This window comes from Mucilaginibacter sp., assembly GCF_041088075.1.
Classification (GTDB): domain Bacteria; phylum Bacteroidota; class Bacteroidia; order Sphingobacteriales; family Sphingobacteriaceae; genus Mucilaginibacter_A.
Genome location: NZ_JBGCVY010000049.1, coordinates 71,404 through 95,742 on the forward strand (window position 1 = coordinate 71,404; position 24,339 = coordinate 95,742).

The 24,339-nt window shown below is 39.4% G+C and carries 22 protein-coding genes and 1 tRNA gene; 11 read left to right on the plus strand and 12 right to left on the minus strand.

The window, feature by feature from the left end:
• Positions 1-10 precede the first annotated feature (10 nt).
• Entirely contained in the window at positions 11-292 is a 282-nt protein-coding gene (locus tag V5804_RS12250) for a hypothetical protein (RefSeq protein WP_369591678.1), read from the minus strand.
• Positions 293-448: 156 nt separating this feature from the next.
• Between V5804_RS12250 and V5804_RS12255 the strand changes: the two genes are divergently transcribed.
• The 7 genes from V5804_RS12255 (at position 449) to V5804_RS12285 (ending at position 7,672) form a co-directional block, all read left to right on the plus strand.
• A tRNA-Lys gene (locus V5804_RS12255) sits at positions 449-521 on the plus strand.
• 221 nt (positions 522-742) lie between these two features.
• Positions 743-1,036: a helix-turn-helix transcriptional regulator gene (locus V5804_RS12260; protein WP_369591679.1), complete on the plus strand. Its 294-nt coding sequence runs from the start codon at positions 743-745 to the stop codon at positions 1,034-1,036.
• A 463-nt stretch (positions 1,037-1,499) separates the two neighbouring features.
• Positions 1,500-2,531 (plus strand): substrate-binding domain-containing protein, encoded by a 1,032-nt coding sequence (locus tag V5804_RS12265; protein ID WP_369591680.1) that lies wholly within the window; start codon positions 1,500-1,502, stop codon positions 2,529-2,531.
• Positions 2,532-2,560: 29 nt separating this feature from the next.
• The gene (locus tag V5804_RS12270) at positions 2,561-4,063 is read left to right on the plus strand and encodes a sugar ABC transporter ATP-binding protein (RefSeq protein ID WP_369591681.1); all 1,503 of its coding nucleotides are present in this window, start codon (positions 2,561-2,563) and stop codon (positions 4,061-4,063) included.
• Positions 4,064-4,331: 268 nt separating this feature from the next.
• Positions 4,332-5,276, plus strand: a complete 945-nt coding sequence (locus V5804_RS12275) for an ABC transporter permease (protein ID WP_369591682.1) — start codon at positions 4,332-4,334, stop codon at positions 5,274-5,276.
• 2 nt (positions 5,277-5,278) lie between these two features.
• Positions 5,279-6,784 carry a mannitol dehydrogenase family protein gene (locus tag V5804_RS12280; RefSeq protein ID WP_369591683.1) on the plus strand — a complete coding sequence of 502 codons (1,506 nt, stop codon included), beginning with the start codon at positions 5,279-5,281 and terminating at the stop codon, positions 6,782-6,784.
• A 231-nt stretch (positions 6,785-7,015) separates the two neighbouring features.
• Entirely contained in the window at positions 7,016-7,672 is a 657-nt protein-coding gene (locus V5804_RS12285) for a DUF4412 domain-containing protein (RefSeq protein ID WP_369591684.1), read from the plus strand.
• 42 nt (positions 7,673-7,714) lie between these two features.
• Here the strand turns inward: V5804_RS12285 and V5804_RS12290 are convergent, their stop codons facing one another.
• The 4 genes from V5804_RS12290 to V5804_RS12305 all read right to left on the minus strand — a co-directional run bounded on the left by V5804_RS12290 (position 7,715) and on the right by V5804_RS12305 (position 11,658).
• A complete protein-coding gene (locus V5804_RS12290) occupies positions 7,715-7,984 on the minus strand; it encodes a hypothetical protein (RefSeq protein WP_369591685.1) in 270 nt (89 codons plus the stop codon).
• Positions 7,985-8,256: 272 nt separating this feature from the next.
• Positions 8,257-9,168 carry a glycosyltransferase family 2 protein gene (locus tag V5804_RS12295; RefSeq protein ID WP_369591686.1) on the minus strand — a complete coding sequence of 304 codons (912 nt, stop codon included), beginning with the start codon at positions 9,166-9,168 and terminating at the stop codon, positions 8,257-8,259.
• A complete protein-coding gene (locus V5804_RS12300) occupies positions 9,165-10,604 on the minus strand; it encodes a flippase (protein ID WP_369591687.1) in 1,440 nt (479 codons plus the stop codon). The genes V5804_RS12295 and V5804_RS12300 overlap by 4 nt, the downstream gene beginning before the upstream one ends.
• A 235-nt stretch (positions 10,605-10,839) precedes the next feature.
• On the minus strand, positions 10,840-11,658 hold the full coding sequence (locus tag V5804_RS12305) for a 2OG-Fe(II) oxygenase (RefSeq protein ID WP_369591688.1): 819 nt from the start codon (positions 11,656-11,658) through the stop codon (positions 10,840-10,842).
• A 155-nt stretch (positions 11,659-11,813) separates the two neighbouring features.
• Between V5804_RS12305 and V5804_RS12310 the strand changes: the two genes are divergently transcribed.
• Positions 11,814-12,734 (plus strand): glycosyltransferase family 2 protein, encoded by a 921-nt coding sequence (locus tag V5804_RS12310; protein WP_369591689.1) that lies wholly within the window; start codon positions 11,814-11,816, stop codon positions 12,732-12,734.
• Positions 12,735-12,743: 9 nt separating this feature from the next.
• On the opposite strand, the gene V5804_RS12315 is transcribed toward V5804_RS12310, so the two are convergent.
• Positions 12,744-13,607 carry a class I SAM-dependent methyltransferase gene (locus tag V5804_RS12315; RefSeq protein ID WP_369591690.1) on the minus strand — a complete coding sequence of 288 codons (864 nt, stop codon included), beginning with the start codon at positions 13,605-13,607 and terminating at the stop codon, positions 12,744-12,746.
• Between the two features lie 666 nt (positions 13,608-14,273).
• Here V5804_RS12315 and V5804_RS12320 point away from each other — a divergent pair.
• From V5804_RS12320 to V5804_RS12330, 3 genes are all read left to right on the plus strand, one after another.
• Positions 14,274-15,341 (plus strand): O-antigen ligase family protein, encoded by a 1,068-nt coding sequence (locus tag V5804_RS12320; protein WP_369591691.1) that lies wholly within the window; start codon positions 14,274-14,276, stop codon positions 15,339-15,341.
• On the plus strand, positions 15,331-16,020 hold the full coding sequence (locus tag V5804_RS12325) for a DapH/DapD/GlmU-related protein (RefSeq protein WP_369591692.1): 690 nt from the start codon (positions 15,331-15,333) through the stop codon (positions 16,018-16,020). The genes V5804_RS12320 and V5804_RS12325 overlap by 11 nt, the downstream gene beginning before the upstream one ends.
• 143 nt (positions 16,021-16,163) lie before the next feature.
• Positions 16,164-17,294, plus strand: a complete 1,131-nt coding sequence (locus V5804_RS12330; protein WP_369591693.1) for a glycosyltransferase family 4 protein — start codon at positions 16,164-16,166, stop codon at positions 17,292-17,294.
• Positions 17,295-17,302: 8 nt separating this feature from the next.
• On the opposite strand, the gene V5804_RS12335 is transcribed toward V5804_RS12330, so the two are convergent.
• From V5804_RS12335 to V5804_RS12360, 6 genes are all read right to left on the minus strand, one after another.
• Positions 17,303-18,136: a glycosyltransferase family 2 protein gene (locus V5804_RS12335; protein ID WP_369591694.1), complete on the minus strand. Its 834-nt coding sequence runs from the start codon at positions 18,134-18,136 to the stop codon at positions 17,303-17,305.
• A gap of 504 nt (positions 18,137-18,640) precedes the next feature.
• A complete protein-coding gene (locus tag V5804_RS12340; protein WP_369591695.1) occupies positions 18,641-19,777 on the minus strand; it encodes a glycosyltransferase family 4 protein in 1,137 nt (378 codons plus the stop codon).
• Positions 19,778-19,880: 103 nt separating this feature from the next.
• The gene (locus V5804_RS12345; RefSeq protein ID WP_369591696.1) at positions 19,881-21,077 is read right to left on the minus strand and encodes a hypothetical protein; all 1,197 of its coding nucleotides are present in this window, start codon (positions 21,075-21,077) and stop codon (positions 19,881-19,883) included.
• Between the two features lie 12 nt (positions 21,078-21,089).
• Positions 21,090-22,184 carry a hypothetical protein gene (locus V5804_RS12350; protein WP_369591697.1) on the minus strand — a complete coding sequence of 365 codons (1,095 nt, stop codon included), beginning with the start codon at positions 22,182-22,184 and terminating at the stop codon, positions 21,090-21,092.
• A 204-nt stretch (positions 22,185-22,388) separates the two neighbouring features.
• Positions 22,389-23,252 carry a glycosyltransferase family 2 protein gene (locus V5804_RS12355; protein ID WP_369591698.1) on the minus strand — a complete coding sequence of 288 codons (864 nt, stop codon included), beginning with the start codon at positions 23,250-23,252 and terminating at the stop codon, positions 22,389-22,391.
• A 37-nt stretch (positions 23,253-23,289) separates the two neighbouring features.
• Positions 23,290-24,204 carry a glycosyltransferase family 2 protein gene (locus V5804_RS12360; protein ID WP_369591699.1) on the minus strand — a complete coding sequence of 305 codons (915 nt, stop codon included), beginning with the start codon at positions 24,202-24,204 and terminating at the stop codon, positions 23,290-23,292.
• Positions 24,205-24,339 lie beyond the last annotated feature (135 nt).

The following is a 24,339-nucleotide window of genomic DNA, read 5'->3' on the forward strand; positions in this document are numbered from 1 at the left end:
TCGGTATAAATTACATTTTGGCCGGCTTGGTTTTGTTGGCTTTGTAGCGCATATCGGGTGTGCCGTCTTTTTTCATCGGTCCGGCTGCCATTGGTTTTGCGGACTGGTAGGCTTTGTAGCGTTTGTCGGGCGTGCCGTCTTTTTTCATTGGTGCGGCAGTCTGTTTGGTTGTTGCCGACCTGGAACTCATTTTTGCAGTGGTTTGGCTGGAAGTTGCTTTTGCCGGAACTTGTGCGAAACCAGCAGTTGCCATAAAAGCAAGTAACATCAAGGCGCTGAATAATTTTTTCATGTTGTTTTGGTTTTTAGTTTGCCTAATATACGTTTTTAATTGTTCGTTTGTGCATCACAAAAAATATCAATACTGTTTTTACCAGGTAATTTTTGGTGAAGCAATACCTCAGCGTTTTACAAGTTTTAAAGGAATGCGTATCATTGCAAAAAATCAGACTTCGTAGCTCAGCTGGTAGAGCAAGTGACTCTTAATCACTGGGTCCAGGGTTCGATCCCCTGCGGGGTCATTAATTTGGGGACAAGCGTAAAAAAATTACGGCTTGTCCTTTTGTTTTAAGGCTCGTTTAAGTTAGAAATTGTTTATGGATTATGGTTCATAGATCCTGGTTCATCATATACAAACACCAATTTTACAGGCATAAAAGAAGCATTAACAATTATTTTGTAAGGATATTTATCTTGCCACCATATTTTGTGTAGGTTGTACTTTGGCTTTTACCGGCAGTTGATGCAAACAAAACAACCTTCCCACCAAAGGCTCAACTTGCGTACACCAAAAGACTATGCCGACCGCCTGGCCGTACACGTAAACCACCTCAACAAAGTGCTGAAAGAAACTACCGGCAGCACCACTACCGAAACCATCAGCAAAAGGTTGATCCAGGAAGCCAAAATCTTGCTGAAACAAACGCACTGGAGCGTGGCAGAAATTGCCTACACTTTAGGTTTTGATGATTTGGCGCATTTTTCCAATTACTTTAAAAAACAAACTACTTTGGCGCCCTTGGCCTTTCGGGCCTGATGGTGTTGAAATTTTGATGCTTCTTCCCTCCTCTTTCTGGTGATGCTTCTTTTACCGCACAAAAATCAGTGTTGACAGCCTCAGCCCAACCTTTTTTAAAATAGAGAAAGCCTGCTACACTTTCACTAATTTTATGCGGTAAAAGAAGCATCGGCATGTCATCCTGAACTTGTTTCAGGATCCCTCAGGATAGGAGTAAAACTTTTCTGTGGGATGCCGAAACAGGTTCGGCATGACAAAAGCACAACGCACTGATTTTTATACGATAAAAGAAGCATTGCTCCCTTCGCGTTTAAAAAATTCCGGCTTGCTCCTTTTTATAAAATATTGATAATTTAGCCACCGGAACCTTTTTTAAAACCTGTTCATCAACACCAATTACTGACTGATTAATTTCATTTTCCAATTTGGCCAACAGCTATCGCCCAGCCAAAAGGCATGACCTTAACTAACCCCGACCAACATGCGCATCAGCTTGTCAAAACTTGTAATTGCATTAACCGGCATTAGCATCGCGCTGTCCATTGCCGGGTGCAACCCAAAACCGCAAGGCAGCACCACGAATACGCGGTTGCAGCCTTCCATCACAAGCAAAAAAGACCTTTCTAAAATCACGGTTGGCTACTGTTCGCCTTCGCTCAACGCTTCTTTTTACGTTGCCTTAAACAAAGCCGTACAGGCCAATGTAGAATCGTACGGCATGAAGTTTATTTCGGTGGACGGGCAGGGCGACATCACCAAACAAATCACCGGGATTGAAGACATGGTGGCCAAAGGCGTTAAAGTTTTAATCATCAACCCTTTGGATTACAAAGCATTGGTTTCAACCGTAAACGCTGCAACCCAGGCTGGCGTAGCGGTGTTTATTTTGGATAGTTATATTGACCCTTCTGCGCATTATGTTTCTTCGGTTTTTGCAAACAATACGTTGAACGGCGAACTGGTTGGCGAATGGGTGGCCGAAAAAATGGCCGGCAAAAAAATCAACGCGGCCATTATCAGCGGAAACCAGGGCAACGAGGCCGGAAAAGAAAAACGCCTGGGCTTTTTGAGCGGCCTTGCCGAAGGGCAATTGCGGACGCAGGGAAAAACAAACTTCACGGTCATTTCGCAGGGTTGGGGCGGCTGGGCCAACAACGAAGGTTTAAAAGCGATGGAAGACATCCTTTCGGCACACCCGGACATCAATGTTTTGATGGCAGAAAACGATGCCATGGCTTTGGGCGCTTTGCGGGCCGTTAAAGAACTGGGGAAAGAAACCAACATTATGGTGGTGGCTTTTGATGGGCAAAAAGAAGCATTGAAACTGATCAAACAAAACAAATATGGCGTTGCCGCTTTAAACAGCCCGAACCGTTTGGGGAAATTGGTGGTCGAATCGGCGGTGCGCTACCTGAACGGCGATAAATACCTGGACAGGGTAATGTACACACAATCCATACTGATTGACAAAAACAACGTTGACCAGTTTTACGATGAAAAAGCTGCCTTTTAGTCCATCCTTCAACCTAAAACCCTAACCACGTGGAAAATAAAAGTTTAACAAACCGGGTTGAGCTGCGCAACATTGCCAAATCTTTCGGCGGCGTTGCTGCCTTAAAAGACGTTACGCTGAAAGCCTTGCCCGGAGAAATCCATGCGCTGATGGGCGAAAACGGTGCCGGCAAATCCACGCTGATGAAAATACTTTCGGGCGTGCACCAAAAAGACAAAGGCCAGATTTTTATTGACGGAGAAGAAGCGCATATCAAAAACACATTCGACAGCAAAAAGCTGGGCATCGGCATTATTTACCAGGAATTTTCTTTGGTGCCCGATTTATCCGTTGCCGAAAACATCTTTTTAAACCGTTTGAGCGAAAACGGTTGGTGGCTGAAACGGAAAAAGTTGAACCAGGAAGCCGCTGCTTTGATCGAAAGCATCGGTTTTACGATTGACCCTTCGGTAAAAGTAAACCGCCTGAGCATTGCACAACAACAGGTGGTAGAAATAGCAAAAGCTTTATCAGAAAACATTAAAGTGCTGATTTTGGACGAACCATCGGCGGTTTTAGGGCCGACAGAAGTGCTGAAACTGTTTGACACTTTGTTTAGGTTGAAGAAAAACGTCGTGGCCATCATCTACATCTCGCACCATTTGAGCGAGATTTTTAAAATCGCCGACCGCGTAACGGTGATTAAAGACGGTGCTTCCAGCGAAACCCTGAACGTGGCCAGTACCGATAAAGACACGATCATCAGGATGATGCTGGGCAGGACTTTGAACGCGATGTTCCCGCCGCGCGAAACGGCGGTTGGAAAAGAAGTGCTGCGGGCAGAAAACATCGGCATTGCCGGAAAAGTAAAAAATGTATCGTTGCAGGTAAACGAAGGGGAAGTTTTAGGGATTGCCGGTTTGGTGGGCAGCGGAAGGACAGAAACGGTGCGCGCTATTTTTGCCGCCGATAAACGCACTGCCGGTACTGTTTTTATCCATGAAAAAAAGGTGGATTTTGGTTCGTCGGTGGATGCCGTAAAACATGGGATAGGCATGGTGCCAGAAGACCGCAAGCTGCAGGGCGTTATCCTTTCTTTGCCCATCAAAGAGAACATCAGCCTGACCAATTTAAAAGGCATTTCAAACGGGCTGGGCTTTATCAACGCTGCCAAAGAAACAGAAAATGCAGACAGCCTGATAAAAAAACTAAACATTAAAGCACAAAACGGAGACCTGGCAACCGGCAAACTGAGCGGTGGAAACCAGCAGAAAGTAGTTTTGGCCAAATGGGCCAACACCAATTGCAAAGTGATGCTAATTGACGAGCCGACACGGGGCGTAGACGTGGGCGCAAAAGTGGAAATTTATAAACTGATCAACGACCTGGCTGCGCGAGGCGTGGCAACCATTGTTGTTTCTTCGGAAACGGCAGAACTGATGGGCATTTGCGACCGGATTTTGGTGATGCGCGAAGGGCAAATTCAAGGCGAGTTAAACAAAACAGAATTTACAGAAGAAAATATTTTGAGGCTTTCTATCGGTGCACATTGACCATAAAAATTGTTCAAACTTTTGTTTTTATGAGAACAAGATTATTTACAACGACATCAACTCATCCCCCTAACCCCCTTCAAAGGGGGGAAGCCTATCGCCTACCTTTCTAAAGTTCAAAAGATTGGGGATGAAAAGATATGCGCCCTGGTCCTTTTCCCCCTTTGAAGGGGGCCAGGGGGATGACCTTAATTTTTACCCGATAAAAGAAGCATCCGGAAATGAGTTTAAACGAATTAAAATTAAACCAAAACCAAACCAACAAATAATGGGGACAACCTTTAAAAACCCGGTCCAGTTTATTATCAGGCACAACACGATTGTCATTTTTTTGATCATGTTGCTGGTTTCGGCCATGATGTCTGATGCTTTTTTTACCGCCAATAATTTGTCAAACTTGATCCGGCAGTTGGCACCGGTCGGCATCGTGAGCATGGGTATGTTGCTGGTTATTTTAACTGGTGGAATTGATTTGTCGGTAGGTTCAGTTGTAGCCATGGCTGGCGTATTGGTTGCCTTGTTTTCTCAATCCATGCCGCTTTCCGTGGCTATTTTGGCTGCACTTGGCTCCGGTATTTTGGCCGGAGCGGTTTCCGGTTACTTGGTTTCTTATCAAAAAATAGCCCCTTTTATTGCAACCCTTGCTTTGATGACGATCGTGCGCGGCTGCGGTTTTATTTTTTCAAAAGGCGCGCCCATTATGGTGGATGACCAAGCCGCAGCCTTGACTGATTTTGGCAGCGGAAGGACGCTCGGCATCCCAAACCCGGCAATTGTTTTATTTATCGTGTTTGCCATAACTGCCATCCTTTTAAAATACAATGTTTTTGGCCGAATTTTAATTGCCACCGGCAGCAACGAAGAAGCGGTACATTTGTCAGGCATCAAAGTGCACCTTTATAAATTTAGCGTTTACGCAATTATTGGCGGGCTGGCAGCTTTGGCCGGGGTCATCAGTACGGCCAGGACTTCGGTAGGTTCGCCCAATTTGGGTGTGGGCATGGAACTGGATGTGATTGCGGCCGTAGTGATCGGCGGTACGAGTTTAAAAGGCGGAAAAGGTTCGGCCATCAATACTTTTTTGGGCGTGCTGATTTTGGGCATGATGGGAAACGTGATGAATTTGCTGGACATCACCGCTTATTCCCAACAAATTATCAAAGGCGTAATTATCATTTTGGCAGTGTTGCTGCAAAGATTTCAAGATAAATAACCATGGAACAAAAGGCTGTAAAACTGAATGTTGAAAATTTATCATCGCTGCCAAAAGCAGTAAAAGTTCCGGGATACGACCGGTCTAAAATAAAAACCGGGATTGTACATGTGGGCATCGGCGGTTTCCATCGGGCGCACCAGGCTTTTTACACCGACCAGTTATTGGAACTTGGCGTAACCGATTGGGGGATTTGCGGCATCGCTTTGTTGCAGCACGACAAAAAAATTTACGATACGCTGGTTGGGCAGAACGGGTTGTACACACTAATGATTACGGAAGCCGACGGCACCAGGACTGCGCGGGTGATCGGCTCAGTTACTGAATATTTGTTTGCGCCGGAAAACCCAAATGCCGTGATCGAAAAAATGGCGCACCCGGATACAAAGATCATCACGCTGACCATTACCGAAGGCGGCTATAATTTCAATCCCGCCACCGGAAAGTTTATGGCCGATAACCCTGCCATCCAAACCGATCTAAAAAACCCGGACCGCCCTGCTACCATTTTTGGCTATCTTGCCCAAGCCTTGAAACGGCGCAAACAACGCGGTTTACAAGGCATTACCTTGCAATCCTGCGACAACATTCAGCAAAACGGAGCCGTGGCCAAAGAAATGCTTTTGGCTTATATTGCTTTGGCCGAGCCGGAATTATTGAACTGGGTGAACGAAAATGTTTCTTTTCCGAATGCCATGGTTGACCGCATTACACCGGTAACTTCTCCCGAAGCCATCGCCGAGCTTCAGGATCAGTTTCAGGTTGAGGATGCCTGGCCGGTGGTGTGCGAGCCTTTTTGCCAATGGATTATAGAAGATGATTTTGTAAACGGCAGGCCGGATTGGAACTTGGTTGGCGCGCAGTTTGTAAAAGATGTACACCCTTACGAAAAAATGAAGATCAGGTTGGTGAACGGCGGCCACGTTGCCTTGGGTTTTACCGGTTTTTTAAACGGTTATCATTTTGTTGATGAAACCATGGCCGACCCTTTGTTTTTTAATTTTGTACATGATTTTTTGGATCAGGAAGTAACGCCGATTTTGGATGAGGTTCCGGGAATTGACATAAAAGCCTACAAAAAAATTTTGATGCAGCGTTTTGCAAACCCTTATATCAAAGATCAGCTTGCCCGCATTTTTTCGGAAAGCTCGGCCAAAATCCCTAAGTTTTTGTTGCCAACCATCCAGGAACAATTGGCCAAAGGCGTTACTTTAAAAAAGGCTGCTTTGATACTGGCGGCCTGGTGCCATTACCTGGAAATAGCCGGGCTTCCGGCCAATAATTTTGACGTGCAGGACGACATGAAAAAAACACTGGTAAAAGAAGCATCGGCATCTGTACAAGAAGATCCGCTTGCTTTCCTAAAAATAAAACCCATTTTTGGAGATCTGGCAGCATCGGAAAATTTTTCGGCGCAATATCTTTTCTTTTTAAATATAATACGAAAAGAAGGTATTGCAAAAGCCATCAGCGGGATTGATGGGGAAAAACAGGTTACGGCAAACTAAGGGCCTTTTTAAATTTATACGAGAAAGAATAATGATGCTTCTTTTACCCTATAAAAATTGGTGTACGCATCAATCTAAATAAACCAGAATTGAATGTTTACGGTTTTTTAGGCGATAAAAGAAGCATCGGAAAATATATTAAACAAAATTTAAACAGGGTTTAAATCAAGCAGCTTATCTTTATCAAAAACAAGAAATTTAGCTTTTAATTTACGCTTCCGAAATAAAAAAATGAAGAATTTAACAATGGCTGCATTTGTATTGTTGCTTTTTTTGGCTGCTTGCAATCGAAAAAACACAAATGAAGGATCAATAGTTTACCAGCTTGAATACCAGTTGCCCGACAGCCTGAAACAATACGCGGAGTTTTTGCCCAAAGAGGCAATTGTTTATTTTAAAGGGGATTCTACCGTGAGCATCCAGAAAACCAATCAAGAATCAACCACCATTATTACCGACAAGAAAACAAATTTTATGCGTGTTTTGCTGAAATCCCCCGCCCGGCAGTTTGTGGTGGATTACAACAAAAACGACCAGGCCGAAGAGATTGGCCAGCTTCCGCCGCACACCATTGCCAGGCAAAACGAAACAAAAACGATCGTCGGTTATCAGGCCACAAAGTATTTGGTGAAAGACAAACTATCCGACGAAACAACAGCGATGTGGTTTACAAAAGACATTTCCCTCATTCCAAACTCGTTAACGATGATGCTGGATTCCACTTTGGGCGTGCCGCTTACTTTCAGCATCAACCAAAACGGGATGAAAACAAAAACGACGGTAAAAGAAATCAAGTTTGAACCGGTGCCTGCCAATGTGTTCTCTACGCCTGCCGGTTACACGCCTTTAACGCCGCAACAGTTGCGGCAAATGCCGGTTGGAAATTAAAATCTATAAAAAGTTTTTTGCTTTAGATTGTACAAGCTAGCTTTAATGGTTCAGCATATGGCCGAAGATTTTTCCCTCCGGAAAAAAATGGTCAAAAGTTACCAGGCATTTTTTACGGATATAATCCGGCAGGTCAGAATCATCATGAAACCCAAAATAAGCCGTTTCGTTAATCATTTCAAACCGGTAATGGTTTTCCAGCTTGTCCATTTCATCCTCTTGAAATTTAGGTTCGCGGATCAGAAAAAAAGCCAGGTTGTCTGCATCAATTTTGTTTAATGCGGTTAAAAATTGTTTAGCGTTTTTTTCCATATCAGCCATATCAGTACCGTTAATCAAATTTAAGACTGTTTGTTGATGAAATTAAGGGCATGTTCAAATTTATACAAGAAAAAATGCAATGCTTCTTTTATCGTATAAAAATTGGTGCCCGTATCAATTCTTATAAACCAAAACCAAAGGTTCACCAATTTTTAGGTGGTAAAAGAAGCATCGCAAATAAGTTCAACAGAATTTAAACAAGCTCCAAATGTTCACCAATTTTTATAGGGTAAAAGAAGCATCGCAAATAACTTCAACAAAATTTAAACAAGCTTTTCTATTTGAAATTTTTTAACCACGCGCCTGAATGCTATTTTTTTTGCAAAGTAAGAACGGCCTTCCAATGCCATGAATTTTTCAAAACATTGTTTTACTTCGGCGGTCATTGCCGGAGCATATTGCTTGTAAAAAAGGCGGGCCAGTTCAAACCGGATGGAAAGGAAATCGTCTTTGCCCCGGATGACTTTAAACAATTGTTCTGTAAGGGTACGGTAACGGTTCCTTGGTTTTGTATTGGTTTTGATAGTTACATTGTTATCGTGTTTGCGGTATTTAACAAGCGGCTCTTTAATACTTGCAACTTTTCCGAAAGCAAAGGCAGCTACGGCTATCCAGTCGTCGTGGTGAAAACGAACTTTATCGGGAATGTTTTTAAACATTTGCCTCAATGCCGGATTGAGTATGGTAGTACATCCGTTTACAAATTGCCCGAACAATAACGTTTGCAGGTTATGCCGATATTTTTCCTGTTGCCCTACTTCGTTCCAAAACGATGCGTTCAATAGCTTTTCATCCCGGTCAACCAGCATCAAATCAGAATAAACCATGCAAGGTATAGCTGCATCATCTATTTCTTTTAATCGTTGGATGGATTTTTCTAATTTTTCCGGCATCCATTCATCGTCCTGGTCGGCAAGTGAAATATAATTACCGGGCGCCGCCAGGGAAACGGCTTTAACAAAGTTGTTGATAACCCCCAACTGGGATGGATTAACCACATAAATTAGCTGCGACAGCTGCCTGTATTTTTCTAAAATATTGATGGTGCCATCGGTTGAACTGTCATCGCACACAATAAATTCGTCAGGTTTTAAGGTTTGGCCGAGTATTGATTTGATTTGTTGTTCCAGGTACTTTTCGCCGTTGTAAGTAGCCATTACTACTGATATTTTCATGCCTTAATGGTTTTATCCATTTTCACCTTTATAATATTGATAATAATAAATACAAAATTATTTTTAAATAAAAACATTTGTATGATTGTGTAAGCCAAGGCGCAGCCGCCTATTGAGATAATAAGCATATAGGCTAAAGGCAGTTCCAGTTGTTTTACCATCCAAATTAGTGGAATAAATATCAGCGCACTGATTACTGCCTTAACCAATAATGACCACTGGTAGGTAAAAGAAAAGTGTTTGGTAATGATATAAAAATACGATGCAGTAACCACTAATTCTGAACTTACATTAGCGATAGAAGAACCTACTTGCCTTAAAGAAGGTATTAAAAGAATATTTAACGCCAAACTCACTACTAAGCCCCCTATTACACATAAAAACATTTCTCTATTTTTTCCGGACGGCACCAGGATCAGGTATTGCAAAAAGCGCGAAAACCCTACAGTTAACGGTAGTACCGAAAGCAAACGCATACTGTTTGTTGCTTCTAAAAATTGCTTTCCCGAAAATAAAGCAATAAATTCGGGCGCCAGCAAGGCCAGGCCAAATACAATGGGCACGCCTAAAAATACCAGAAACTTAAAAGCCTGGTTTAGCGTATTTTGTACCGAAAGCATGTTTTTGTCTGCAAAATCTTTAGTTATTTGGGGCATTAATATTACAGCAAGAGAAGTTACAATCGGAATGCTGACCATACTTAATTTATCAGCGGCCGTATAAAGGCCAACCGCTTTAACATCAGCGATAAAACCGAGCAAAACAGTATCCGTATCAGCCATGATTACGGCTATCGTTGTACCAAAAATAAAAAACAGCGGCATTAAATGTTTGCGCAACAACAGCCCCGAAAATAGCAGCCGTACCTTCCCTTTTAATAAAAAAATGCTGAGTACATTGTTTCCCAAAAAGGAAAACAACATCAAATAAAGATAAAGCTTGTAATCAGAAGCTGTTTTTATAAACAAAAACATCAGTAGCAAGCCGATTACTTTAAACAACACCGATCGTAAAGCAATAGATTTAAATTCCTCCATTCCTGTATATACCCACTCCATGTATGAACATCCGAGCAATATCAGCAATAAAGCTGCGAGGTACATATCCCTGTCTACCTTAAAATACGGGAATGTGTAAACAACAGCTAAATACACAATAGATAAGCAAATGCTTGAGACTACATAAATGACGGTCAATTCTGAAAATACACGAGAGCGGCCCTCCTTATCATCTTTGAAACGCGCAATTTCTTTCATCCCGTAAATAGGAATACCTAAACCTGCTATAATGGCGAAATAGTATGCAAATGAAAATATAAATTGCACTTTGCCTATACCATCCGGGCCTAAAACGCGCGAAATATAAGGAAAACTTAATATTGGAAATAATAAATTGGCTAATGTAAGAAGTAAATTATAAAAGTAGTTTTTAGCCATGCAATAGGTAAGATAAAAGTTGCGAAACCGATATTGATTTGTTTAAACTTTTTTTCCAGCCCTCTTTTTTTGGGCTGATGCTTCTTTTACCCTATAAAAATTGGTGCCTGTATCGGCCTAAACAAATTAAAAACCGGGCAATGCCAATTTTTTAGGCGATAAAAGAAGCATGGTGCAAAGCATAAAAGAATAAGTTTAAACAACTTCATTGCTAAATTGCAATATCAATAAAAACTTATCTTATTATCTTTTTTATTGTCCTTAATAAAATAGGCGGAACGATATCATGTACAATATCTTTAAAAGTAACAGGTTCTTTAATCGTCTCTCCTTTCATATTTGCCCTGTCTTTAAAAATTGTAGCGTGCGGCCTGTTTACTTCGCTTTTTGGACGCCCGTTACTGTAATAATACAAAGCCAAAGATTTCCTGCTGCGGCCAGGAGGGCAAGTGAGGGCGTTGGGATGACCGTGATTAGAAAAATCCGTAGTAGAAAAAATGGCGATCCGGTTAAATACTGGCAATATCTTTTTAACTGCATTTTTCATCTCTTTGTCCCATAACTCAAAATGTCCGCCATAACTTTCGTCCCAATCTTTATTTAAATAAACCAGTAAATTCAGCCTCCGGTCAAGCAAGGTAAATTCATGTTTATTAAAATCAGAGTGCACCTTAAGTAAACCGCCAGGTTTAATCTCGTGATAGCCACCGCCGTTAAAATGAGGATCAGGTATCAGTGTTTCTTTTATGCCGGTAAGTTTTTGTAAAAATTCAAGAAAAGGCTGAGAATTAAGGTAGTGGGCAAACGATTTAGTGGTTTCACTAAAACTCCCTTCGCCCTTTGCCGCCAGCTTTTTCTCATTTGGGTTATCGTACACAATTATATCTTTCTTTTTTGAAAGGTCAGGAAAATCATCGGTTACCTTACTTAGTATATCTTCATTAAAAAAATCATCAATTACAATATTAGGAAATGGCTCAGCATTAAGATACTCTTTCTGTCTGTCCTCACCAAATTGATTAAGGTCTTTTATTAAAGGATTAAGATAATTCATATTTGTGTTTTGTTCAATTGCACAAATCTAAATAATTAAAAAATAAATAAAATAGGTATATCGAATGCCCTAAACTTGTTTTTTTGATTGTTTGCGCTTGTTTTTTTGATATGCGGTGTTATATTGCACGGTTACACAAAAACCCTTTATACAAAATGCCTAAAAAGGTTGCATTGATTTTGCTTAATTGGAATACTCCGATACATACCGCAAATTGTATAAAGTCATTAAAACAGTATTGCAACGAACAACTATTTGATATTATTGTAGCAGATAATGGTTCAACGGATGGTTCTCTTGCATTGCTCCAAAATCAATTTCCGGGCTTAGTTTACATTAACAACGAGAGAAACCTGGGCTTTGCCGAAGGCAATAACCGCGCTTTGGTTTACAGTATTGAAAAGGGGTACACTTACTCGCTTGTAATTAATACGGATACCCTTGTTGATGAGGATATTGTTTTGGCGCTAAGTACACATTTAGATAATTATCCCCAAGCTGCTATTGTGCAGCCAGCCATTTATTGGATGCACGACAAAACCCGGATATGGAATGGCAGAGGCTGTTTTAACCAGTTATCGGGTTTAATTTATTCTGAAAAAAAATGCCCGTCGCCTGTGAATGGTTTGGATAGTTTTGAAATTGCCAAATGGGCAACTGGCTGTTGTATGCTTCTAAGGAATGCTGCCCTAATAAATAATGGCCTGTTTAATAAACAATTCTACTTATATTATGAGGATGTAGAACTTTCGTTCAGGATGCGTGGCAATGGTTACGAACTGCATTATTTACCGTCAAGCAAAATGTACCACGAGGCCGGTGCATCTGCCAAGGTTGAAAAAAAGGAAGGTGTGTTAAGCCCTGTTATTCACTATTATATCAGCAGAAACCGGTTATGGTTTTTAAGAAGATACGGTAACCCTGTTTATTACCCGGTTTACATCTTCGGAGGTTTTTTATATTATGCATCCCTTTGGATATACTTTAAATTACGTGGTAGAAACCAAAAGGCCACATTTTTAATAAAAGGCTTGAGGGACGGTATTTTTACCCCCAATCAGCACATTTGGAATTGAAAATATCACTTATTTTTCAGCGACTATAAAAAGTAGCGTATCCAATATCAACTTACTGATATCATAACCCGTAACTATCTTTACCGATGTAAATCCAGCATCCCGGAAGCTATCCAGCAGGTCCCACCCAAAATGATAATAACAAAGAATGCCTTTAAGCAACAATGGGTCTCCGTGATAATCTGGCGGCAGCAAATGCGCAATTTCACCCTTTTCATTAATGGTTGCCCGCACAATTGTTTTATCATTTTCAAAGATAATAGGTGTACTTAATAAAACGTGGCCACCAGGCTTGGTAACCCTGTATAGTTCTTTAATAGCTGTTTCGTAATCAGGTATGTGCTCTATATCTTCAAACGACATGCACAAATCAAATGAGTTATCCGGAAAAGTAAGTTTAGTTAAATCCTGGTGAAGAACATCTCCGGGTCTGTACGTGCTGGTAATTAAACCCTGGGGGCGCAGTTTTTTTATATTTTTATGATACAGCGTATCGTGTTCTGTAAGATATATTTTTTTAGCATCCGAAAAACAATGCTTCATAATTTCTAAACTAAAGCGCATGCGCGAGTTTAAACCTGTATGATCAGTACACGCTTCCCGGAAAGAGAAATTTCCATAAAATCTGTTAAAATGGTACAGTGTGCCCAACAACTTTACATAAGAAGCGTTGGTAAATTTCAAAAGGTTTTTCTCAAAAGATTTACGAAACCCGGTGTACTCGTTATAATTCTCGAAATCTTCTTTTTTATCCAATTGGGCTATCAGGCTGTTGTAAGGAGAATCTTGGTATAGATGATCAATATTGCGTGCAAGTGCCTTTTGTACAACAGTCCTGATTTTTCTTAACTCTTTTTTTACCGGTTTAATCATCCTATGCAAGTATAATTTATTAAAGGTGGAAACAAAATTGCAGTCTGTTTAAAAATGTCATATCCAAGAGCGTGTTTAAAAATCATCCTGTTGATTTTCTATACTTCTTTTACCGGCTTAAAATCACGAAAGCTTTATCCTTTCTATGATTTCATCTCAGGCAAAAACAAAAATCACCAGCATAAAAGAAGCAATATCAATTTTGAAATACAAATCTAAACAGGCGCTAATGTATATATGCTTAATTAAAATTTTGAAAGATGTATTTCAGTGCAAAAAACCTAATTTGGCCCGAAGATACTTAATAGAGTAGTACCCTAAAAAATGTTGTTCATTTTCCCGCTTATTTTTATTACTTCTTTCATTATTGCACTTAAAGATATATTGAATGGAAGAACCAGCGGGATACTTGTATTTATGATTTTCGGCCTATCCATATATACCACCGCAATGTCGGTTACATTTATGCTGGGTTTGAAAGGTTTTATCCCTTACATGCAGGGTTTTAAAGAAGCACTTGTTCTTACTGTACTTTTTTTAAATATAGCAAGCTTAAAACACCGCCCCAGGTTTCATCTTATAGATTACCTGATATTTGCTTTTTTGCTATACCTCATTATCTACGCCATTTTGCCTATTGGTGAGCAGGGATTTGTGAATCGGCTAATGGCTTTAAAAGGTCTTTCTTTTTATATTATGGTTTATTTTATGGGACGTTTTTTTGATCCTAAAACCATTTACATCAATAAATATTTCAGTTATATTATATTACTGACTATCGCGGCCGGGGCCATACTGCTTGTTGAGGTAGCTGCCCAAAGTCCTTTGCAATTTCATTCCGGTTATTTTGATTACAGCTATTACTTCTTCAATCTCGACTCAAGTGGTGCTTATGGGCTGCAAACATCTTTTACCTCTGATAGTGGCTACATCCGTTTCGGCAGCTTTTTTACCAACCCGCTTGAACATGCCACCGCCACGCTGCTTGCCCTTGCCGTAATTGCCGGCCTATACACCAGGGACGACAATAAACTAAACATCAATGGCATCGGTCTGCTTGCCCTCGGCGCCACATTTTTGTCTATCCTGTTTGCCTTATCGCGCGCGCCATTGGCCAGCTATTTTATTATGATCTATGTATATGCATTGGTTACCAAAAGAAAAATGATTGTCAATGCGATCCAAACGTTGTTGGGTTTAAGCGCAGTTTATATTGCCTATTTGTTTTATCAATTTGAAAACAACCACAGTGGTATTATTGCGGTTATTTTGAATACGATCGATTTTAGCGACCCATCCAGCGTGGGGCATCTTTTAGCTTGGGTAGAAGGAATTGCATCCATCATCCAATATCCTTTCGGGCTTGGGTTAGGGTCATCAGGAAGGGTTGGTGCTACTTTAGATCAAAATATAGGCGGCGAAAATCAATTCATTATCATTGGCGTTCAGGCCGGAATCATAGCTATGGTTTTATACTTATTGGTTTACGTAATGTTTATTAAAACAAGCTTAAAATGGCTCCCTTTGTTAAAAGGAAAGGAAAGAAAAGTGTGCATGACTGTTTTTTTGATAAAAATTGGACTTTTGATCTCTACCTTAACTTCGGAAATAGAGTCGTCCACGTATTTATCCTACATGAACTGGTTTTTGTCCGGTTTATTAATCAACATGATTATGCAGGTAAAAACAGCACCGGCACCCAAACCCGAATTAGCAGAAGCCCATGTTTATTGAAAACCTGATCCGAAAGCTAAAAAACAACCCGGACTACAAATGGGAAAGCGAATATTCCTTCCGGGATTTGATGGGCATCACCGGCGTTCGTTTGGTGCAGCTTGCACGGGGGTTGTTGCTGAAGCCTTTTTTAAAGCAATCGTCCGGGTTTGTTTTTTTGGGAAATAATGTAAAAGTTCGCCATGCTTATCAGTTAAGTGCCGGAAAAAATTTGATTTTGGAAGACAACGTAAGCATCAATGCACTTTCTGCAAACGGGATTGTTTTGGGCGATGATGTTTCTATCGCACGCGATGGTATTTTGTTTTGTACCGGAATTATCGCCCAAAAAGGAACCGGAATTACGATCGGAAACCGAACCGGGATCAGCGCGCGGGTTTATCTGGCCGGACAAGGCGGGATCACGATTGGCAATGATGTTATTTTTGGGCCAAACGTGCAGGTGTTTTCAGAAAACCATAATTATGCCGATCAGGAAAAAACGATCAAAGAACAAGGTGTTGCCAAAAACCCAGTGTTTATTGGCAACAATTGCTGGATTGGCGCCGGGGCAACTATTTTGGCAGGCGTAATTATTGGCGATGGCTGTGTGGTTGCGGCCGGAAGCGTAGTTACCAAATCCGTTCCGGCAAATTCGATTGTGGCTGGCGTTCCGGCAAAAATATTAAAGGAAAGATAAAAACATTTGGGTTGATCAATGCTTCTTTTACCACCTAAAAATTAGTGTGATCGAAAGATATTTTCCAAATTGAACACACCAAAATTATACCGATAAAAGAAGCATTCCATGAAATTGGCTCAACTTCTATTCAAAATAAAACCATGCGCAAACCGCTAACCATTGGTGTAGATATCCGCGATTTGCGTGTGGCCAAAACCGGCACCAAAACTTACCTGGAAGAGTTGTGCAAAGCGTTTAAGCAGATGGATCAGTCGAATATTTGCTTTCATTTTTTAGATACCAGCCTTCCCATTTACACCGGCAACAACAAAATTTTAAAATGGATTGAGCATTTTAAATATCAGCTTTGGAAGCAACTGGTTTTGCCGCTGAAAGCTTTTTTTAAAAACTGCGATGTGGTTTTTTGCACCGATAATTTTGTCCCGTTTATCCATTTGGGCTATCAAACCGTTCCTGTTTTTCATGATGCCTTCTTCTTTGAAAACCCCGAAAACTACGGCAAGTTGTGGTTGTGGCTGTATAAAAAAATGGCAATCCCGGCAGCAAAAAGGGCGGCATTTATAATTACGCCGACTGAATATGCCAAACAACAAATCCATCGTTTCACACAAATCCCAAACGAAAAACTGGTGGTGGTTTATGAAGGCCCGAAATCTTTAAACGAAACCAAAAGCAACAATCAACCCGAACAATTGCTCAAAGCCTTTTCGATATTGCCTTTGCAGTACATCTTACACGTAGGTTCGATGTTTAAACGGAAAAATATTCCAACCTTGATTACTGCTTTTGCCAAGGTAAAAAAAGCCGGGTTTGAACATTTGAAATTGGTTTTGGCCGGGCCAATTCCTCCGGCTGCAAATGAAACAGATTATAAATTGATTTTGGAGGCCATCAAAAAAAACCAGCTTCAAAACGAGGTTGTCCTGACAGGATATTTGCCGGATACCGCTTTAAGCCAGCTTTATCAAAACGCTTTGCTGTACGTTTTCCCTTCGGTGAACGAAGGTTTCGGGATACCGGTTTTAGAAGCTTTTGCACACAATATTCCCGTTTTGGTTGCCAACAACACCTGCCTGCCCGAAGTTGGCGGCGATGCCGTTTTGCAATTTGACCCTTTTGATACCGATGCTGTTTTTACCGCCATAAAAACAGTATTGGAAGATGCGGAACTTAGAAAAGAAATGATCCGGAAAGGGCAAATACGTTTACAGAGGTTTTCCTGGGAAAAAACAGCCCGGCAAATTGTTGAAGTATTCAAAAAAGCGGTTTAGCTAAAACCTTAATAAGCACCTTTTAAAGCACTAAACTGTTTCAAAGTGTCGTGGTTTATTTTTTCCCTGCCGCGGTCAAAAAACCAACCCCATTTATTAAAATAGTAAATGGCCGACTTTAAATAGATTTTAAATATTTTAAAATCTACAAAAGATTTTCTTTCATGGTCATGGTACACCGATACGCTTGGAAAAAACATACACCGGTAGCCCAAATCTATGATCCTTCGGCAGATATCAATATCTTCGGTGTACATAAAAATATTTTCGTCAAAAGCGCCAATCTTTAACAAGGCACTTGTACGAAATATGATAAAACAACCGGAAAGGAAAGGAACATTAAACGACCGGTTATAACCCGATTTCCGTAACTCAAAACGGTTATCAATTTTATTTCTGATAAAATCAAAAGGTATAAACCTACGCACAATAAAATCTAAAGGCGTAGGCAAAAGTTTTGCTAAATATTGTGTCCTGCCGTCCGGATATAAAATTTTGGGCATTACTGTTCCGATCCTGGGATATTGTTCAAAAAAATCTATAATCGGCTCGATTACACCTTCGTTGTAATAAATATCCGGGTTGATGACTGCATGAAACTTTGACTTTTCGGCTGCCTTACGAATAGCTACATTATGGCCGGCGCCAAAACCGGGGTTTAAAGGGTTAGCAATGTATTCGATCCGGTCATCCTCGCCCAAAAACTTCAAATCCTCATTTGGGGAATGGTCAATCAAATACAACCTAACATTTAATTTAGTGTTCAAAAAACTGGCAATAGCTTTTTTCACTAATGCCGGCGAATTTTTATACAACACAATAGACCCTGTGATATCAAACATGGTTTCTACACAATAAAGATTGCCTTAACTGTAATATTTATGGCATTAAAAAGGATGGGCTACGTTGAAGGAAAAAGTGCTAAACAGTTAATGCCAAGACGGTAAATTAATCCAACAAAACAACAACTTAATTACAAACTAAGAATGTTGCCATAATTGTAGAACGCAGTGATTTTGAAACTGTTTAAAAAAAAATAGAAAAAGCATATAAATGTTACTTAACAAGTATTTTTACTTATTTTTTTGAAACAATAAACTGGGGTTGTTTGGTTTTGTGGGGAGTATTGAACCGAAAAAAGCAATCTGCCCACAAATTCATGAAGTCAACTTATACGAATGATGTGGTTTAAACTTTTTTTTACGGCCCTGTTTTTTAGGCTGATGCTTCTTTTACCCTATAAAAATTGGTGGCCTGACAAATCAAAAACCAATCATACCAATTTTTATAGGGTAAAAGAAGCATGGTGTAAAGCACAAAATAATAAGTTTAAACAAGTTTGGTATTTATTTTTGTTGAATAAATATTATCGCATTCGTCAATAACTCAAAAACTTTCACCGAAGTTTTTTCCCAATTGTACATCATTTTTAAGATGGGATAAACCCGGGCATCTTTGGCAATTGGAAAACAATTTTGCTTGATCAAACCGGCAATCATCATTGCATTTTTAGGCTCAACACTTGGAAAGCGGTCAGCGTAAATTTCCAACAAAGCCGGATGGTTAGAAATGATAGTTTTTGTACCATAAAATGCTGCTTCGGCCGGCGGAAAACCAAAGCCTTCGTATAAACTGATATAAATATGCAAGGCCGCATTTTTGTACAAAGAACTCAACGTTGCTTCATCTACATAATCCATAAAAAAAACATTTTTTACTTGTTGTTTTTTTGCATCTGCCATCAAGCTTTTATAATACAATGACGGCCTGCCTGCCACCACAAATTGGATATGATTTAGTTCGAGTAACTTTGCCACTTTTAAAAGTGTCTCCGCATTTTTATGATAATAAGATGCGCCGACCATCAAACAAAAAGGTTTATGATGTGTGATTTTATCAACCCAATCATCAGAAACAGCAGTGGATTGATCCAGGATATGATCAATGCCATTTTTTACCACTTCTATTTTCGACTGCTTTATTTTTGGATAATGTTTCGTGATTTCTTTTGCGGTAAAATTAGATATGGCAATAATTTTGACACTGTTGTTTAAGATAATTGGCACAATAAATTTAAAGTACAAATACTGAAACTTGTGCTGCCGTGGAAATTGCAAGGCAATCAAATCATGTACGGTTATGATTTGTTTTTTGCGGTTTAAAGAACCGTAAGTTGCCAAGGCATAAACCATTGCATAAGCGGCAGCAGCCTTGTTTAATACAAAAAGGTTCCATAAAATCCGGTGGACAGATACAAAACGCAAAAATATTTTATCAAGCAGCGGCCCCAAAGAAAGTATCCTGATTTTATCTTTATCAATAAATTTTTCAACCAGTTTTGGATGGTAACAATAGACTACAAAATCAATATTTTCTTTAACAAGTTTCGGTAAAAGTTTCTTTAACAATTCAATATTGTATATCCCTACGCCTGTTGGCTTTGCAGTGATCATAGAAGCATTTATAAAAATACTTTTCGTCATGGTACAAGTAGTTATTAATATGCTTCTTTTACCGCATAAAAAACATTCTGATTTTATATGATAAATTCAGAATTAATAATTTAAAAAAAAGTTCCAATAAAACTCAAACCACTTCAACAGGCAAACCAGCTTTTTTTAATTTTTTGAGATTGTTTCTTTTGATGATTTTATCGGTAACTATAGAAAAAATAATGGGATATAATAGTTGGCTACTCGACCCGGCATAAGCAATGGTGTTGTGAAAATTTGCAAAGATGATAACGTTATACAACATGGCCATTCCGGCTACTTTGTAAGTATTTGTGCGTTGCAAAGCATAATAATAAAGGTTTATCAAAACAACAAAATAGATAAAAAGAAACACCATTCCGCCCCAGCCTAAATAAGAAAAACTATAAACGTAAATTGTGCCCACGTTAAGAAAAGGATTGATTTGGTGAAATTCAATCCCCCGCATTTGTAAAAGTTTGATAACAAAATTGGGAATACATTCGTGCATTACAAACCCAAAATAATCGCCATTTGGCACAATAGTATAATCAATATTGTTTTGAAGATTTGCAACAGGGGACGCAATGTACAGGTAAGACCAGTAAAATTCATTTGGCACCGGCCCTTTCATAAATTCTTCGGTTGCTTCTGACGCTCTGGGAACAAAAGTTGAATCGCCGTGGCCCGAACGTAGATTTCCCATAAAACCAAACAGGTACAAAATAACAACTATCCCAACCAAACTTTTAATTATTATTTTGGCAGATATTGCTTTTCGGCTTAACAAATAAACGGTAAAAGAACCAAGCAGCACATTTAAAATATTGGCCCGGTAAACCAAAATGATAAAAGGAAAAAGGCATACAAAAAACAGGAAAAGCAAATGTTTTTTTTTACTTGAAACATATTGGTGAAATAAATATACACAATAAAAAGTATCAAATGAATCAACAAAAGTATGGAACGCCGGTATCCCAAATGTATCTTCGTTGTAATCATAAGTTCCCTGGATCAATCCAATCAGCGGTATTTTTCTGGAATACAAAGCTTCTATAAAATAGAATATATAGATCAGCAATATAATTAAACTGTTCCATTTGGAAACAGCTACCGGAGTATAAGAAAACGGTTTGGCAAAATAGATAACGCTGCCTAAAACAATACAAATGACAAAAGTAAACAGGTAAAACAAGAGAAGGTTTAAACCAAGCTTTGGGTACAAGTTAGACCATGCTAAACTGTAAAACAAAAAAGGGACGATAAACGAAGCTATATAAATGAAATTAGGATTGGAGATTAATTTTTTCATCTAAAAAATTATTTACCCTCTGTTTGCAATGGTTGTTTGTGCAAACCCTTTCAAAAAACATTCTTCTTTTTCAATACAATTTAAAACTGTTGAAAAAAAGTGGCCGTGCTTTAATTGTTGTTGTAAAGTTTCAATGTTTTTAAGCATTTTATCGTAAGCTTCAATGGTAATTTGGCCAATACATTTATCAATATCTGCCAAACTGTTGATACAAATTCCTAAATTGTTTCTTTCTACAAATGTGCTTAATGCTGCTTTCTTTGGTATAATTACGGGCAAACCGGCAGCAAGGTAAAGTGAAATTTTATGCGGATTATTATAGCAAATATAATTTCCATATTCGCCTACACAATCATTGATGCTGTCTCCGTCCCAAATTAGCCCAAAGGTTCCTTCCAGCTTTGTTATCAAAAGTTCGGGTTCAAAAGTCCCTTTCCAGGTTACATTTATTTGTTTAGATATCTTCTGACTATCATTTGTTGGCCCGTACAAACTAAATTGCAATTCTTTTAATTCAAAAAGCTGATTAATAAATGCACCCCTGTTTAAGTTTCCGGCAAATACAATTTCATTTTTATCCGCAGAAAAAGCCGCTGACCGGTTATAATTATTTTCTTCCTGGTATAAATAATCAAATAGTTGGATTGGAAATACAAGCGTTGCCAAACCTTTGTTTTTCAACCATCCGGTCATTTGGTTATTGTGGCTGATGACTGTATCATAAGCATTTAAGTATGCAATTTCTTTGCTCACTTGCAAATCTGATTGTTGATACCGTAGCGAATTAAGGTCATGGACGATACAAATTACTTTGCATTTTTTCGCTTTCAACAAATGTATAAAAAGCTTAAAAAAGCGGTTGACGCCAATGAGCGGATATTGGGCAACAATTATCGAACCTGGTTCAATTAGCACTACTGTCCAAGTCAACAATTGGGCAATTACTTTTATCAAACTAAACCCAATGAGGTAAGGTGATTTATTAAAAGATAAGGAAATGTTTTTATAACCTTTGCTGCTTAATATTTGTCCGCAATCGGTTACCGCTTTTGTGCCTGCATGTTTTAAATCAAAATTTTTACGCTGGATATTAAGCTGATATTTCATAGAATGACTGATGCAACTATTTTAAAAATTTGTTTAAATCGAGTCCAGGCAATTTAACAAGTTTAGGGTTTCTTTAATAAACTTAGGGTTGATTGCGATGCTTCTTTTATGCCTGTAAAATTTGTGTTTTTTGTTGAGACGTTCACTAAATTTTAGGTGGTAAAAGAAGCATGTAAACAAAACCAAAAAATTTTAAAACGAGGATTATATAATCTTAAAAAAACGCCTGGTTGACCAGCAGCTTCTACTGTAAAAATCCTGCACTTCACGGCTTACGGGCGTGTGTTCCAGGCTTTTGCGCAGCTTTAAAAACTCTTTCAAAGCCATGTAATACCACGGTATCGAACTAATACCATAATGATAAATGCTTTTTAAATTGTTTAGATAAACACGCGCCACATACTTTGCACGGTCTTGTTCGCTAAAAAATTTATACACAATGGCCATTTCGTTTCTTATCGAAAAAACCTTTAGCCTTTTTGAAGTCCGATTGATGTTGCTGGTGCGGTGAGTTACGTGGCAATCTTCAAAGTATTTAATTTTATAACCGGCGTTCAAACACCGTATCGCATATTCCCATTCGTGGGTATAAATAAAAAGCCAATCTGCAAAGCCGCCTATCTTGTTAAAAACTTCTTTGCGGATGATGGCGCCACAACCAATAAAATCAATATTGTCTTGCATGTGGATGAGGTAATCGGTAGGAAAAGCGCCGCCGGTAACATTCAAAGCTAAAATCCCGGTATCCGGATGATCGTCCAATACTTGGATGGCTTCGTCTAAACCGCTTTCGATATTGCTGTCATCGTCCAGCACAATTAAATATTCCCCTTTGGCGGCTTCAAAACCATCGTTCCAACCGGCTATACCGCTGTTGGTTTTCCGTTCGATTAGATGAACGCCTGGAAAGTTTTTTTTCACCGAAACAACACTATGATCAACGGAAGCATTATCAACTACAATAATTTCAAATCCGCTTTTGCCAGCCATAAGCTGCTGTGTTTTTTCCAAAGTTTGCAGCAGTTCTTTTTCCCGGTTAAAGTTTAAAATTACAAATGAAAGCTTCATAAATTGTATGGCTTTTTAATGTTATGGTTGTTGGTGATTATGCTTTTTTTAAGGCTACTTTTTTATACAAGTTTGATACGTCCCTTTTAACAAATTCAAAAGCTGGCTTTGTGCTCCAAAAATATTTAAGAAAAGTTTGTTGGCTTTTTTCTGAAACCGGCGTATAAGCCAACGTTTTTTTCATCTTCAAAAATTCGATGATGCCGATTAAATTGTACCAGCTTTCTTTCAGTTGCAATTGCCTCAAACCTTTCATGCTGTTGATGGCTATCCTTGTTAAATATTTCCAACGGTTTTTGGGGAAATATTTGTAAACAATGGCCATTTCGTTCCGGGTTACAAAAACCCGCAGGCGCTTACTGCTCCGGTTGATTTTGCTTGCCCGGTGCACCACTTTGCATTTTGCAAAATATTTAACCTGATACCCGGCTTCTATCGCCCGCAGGCCCAAGTCCCATTCGTTTACATATAAAAATATCCAATCCGCGTAACCGCCAATTTTTTGGTAAGTTTCTTTTCTCAAAATGGCCCCACAACCGATAAAACCCACTAAATCCTGGCCATCCTGCCATTCCCAATCTTCGCTGGTGTACGGGCCGGAAACAACATTGAGCGCCAGCACACCCACTTGCTGGTTTCGGTCTAAGTAATCCAAGGCATCTTTCAAACCCGATTCTACATGGCTGTCGTCATCAATAATGATCATATAATCGCCTTTGGCCCGCTCAAAACCTTCGTTCCAGGCTGGCGCGCCCATATTTTGTGCTTTGCGGATAACCGTTACATCGGCAAATGCCGCTTCAACCGCATCAGCACTGCCATCAATCGAAGCATTATCAACAATTACGATCTCATAATCCGGGTTGCCGTTGATCAGTTCTTTTGTTTTGGATATGGTTTTAAGCAGTTCATCTTTCCGGTTATAATTAACAATTACAAATGAGGCACGCATATTATTGGGCTGTTTTTATTGTTGCGCAAACCGGGTTCATTTCCAATTTAACCAAAAACCGTTTTACTAAATGTATGGAAGCCTTGAAAAAATTTCTGTAGAAATGATTTTTGCTATCGTTTATTAAAACGCTTT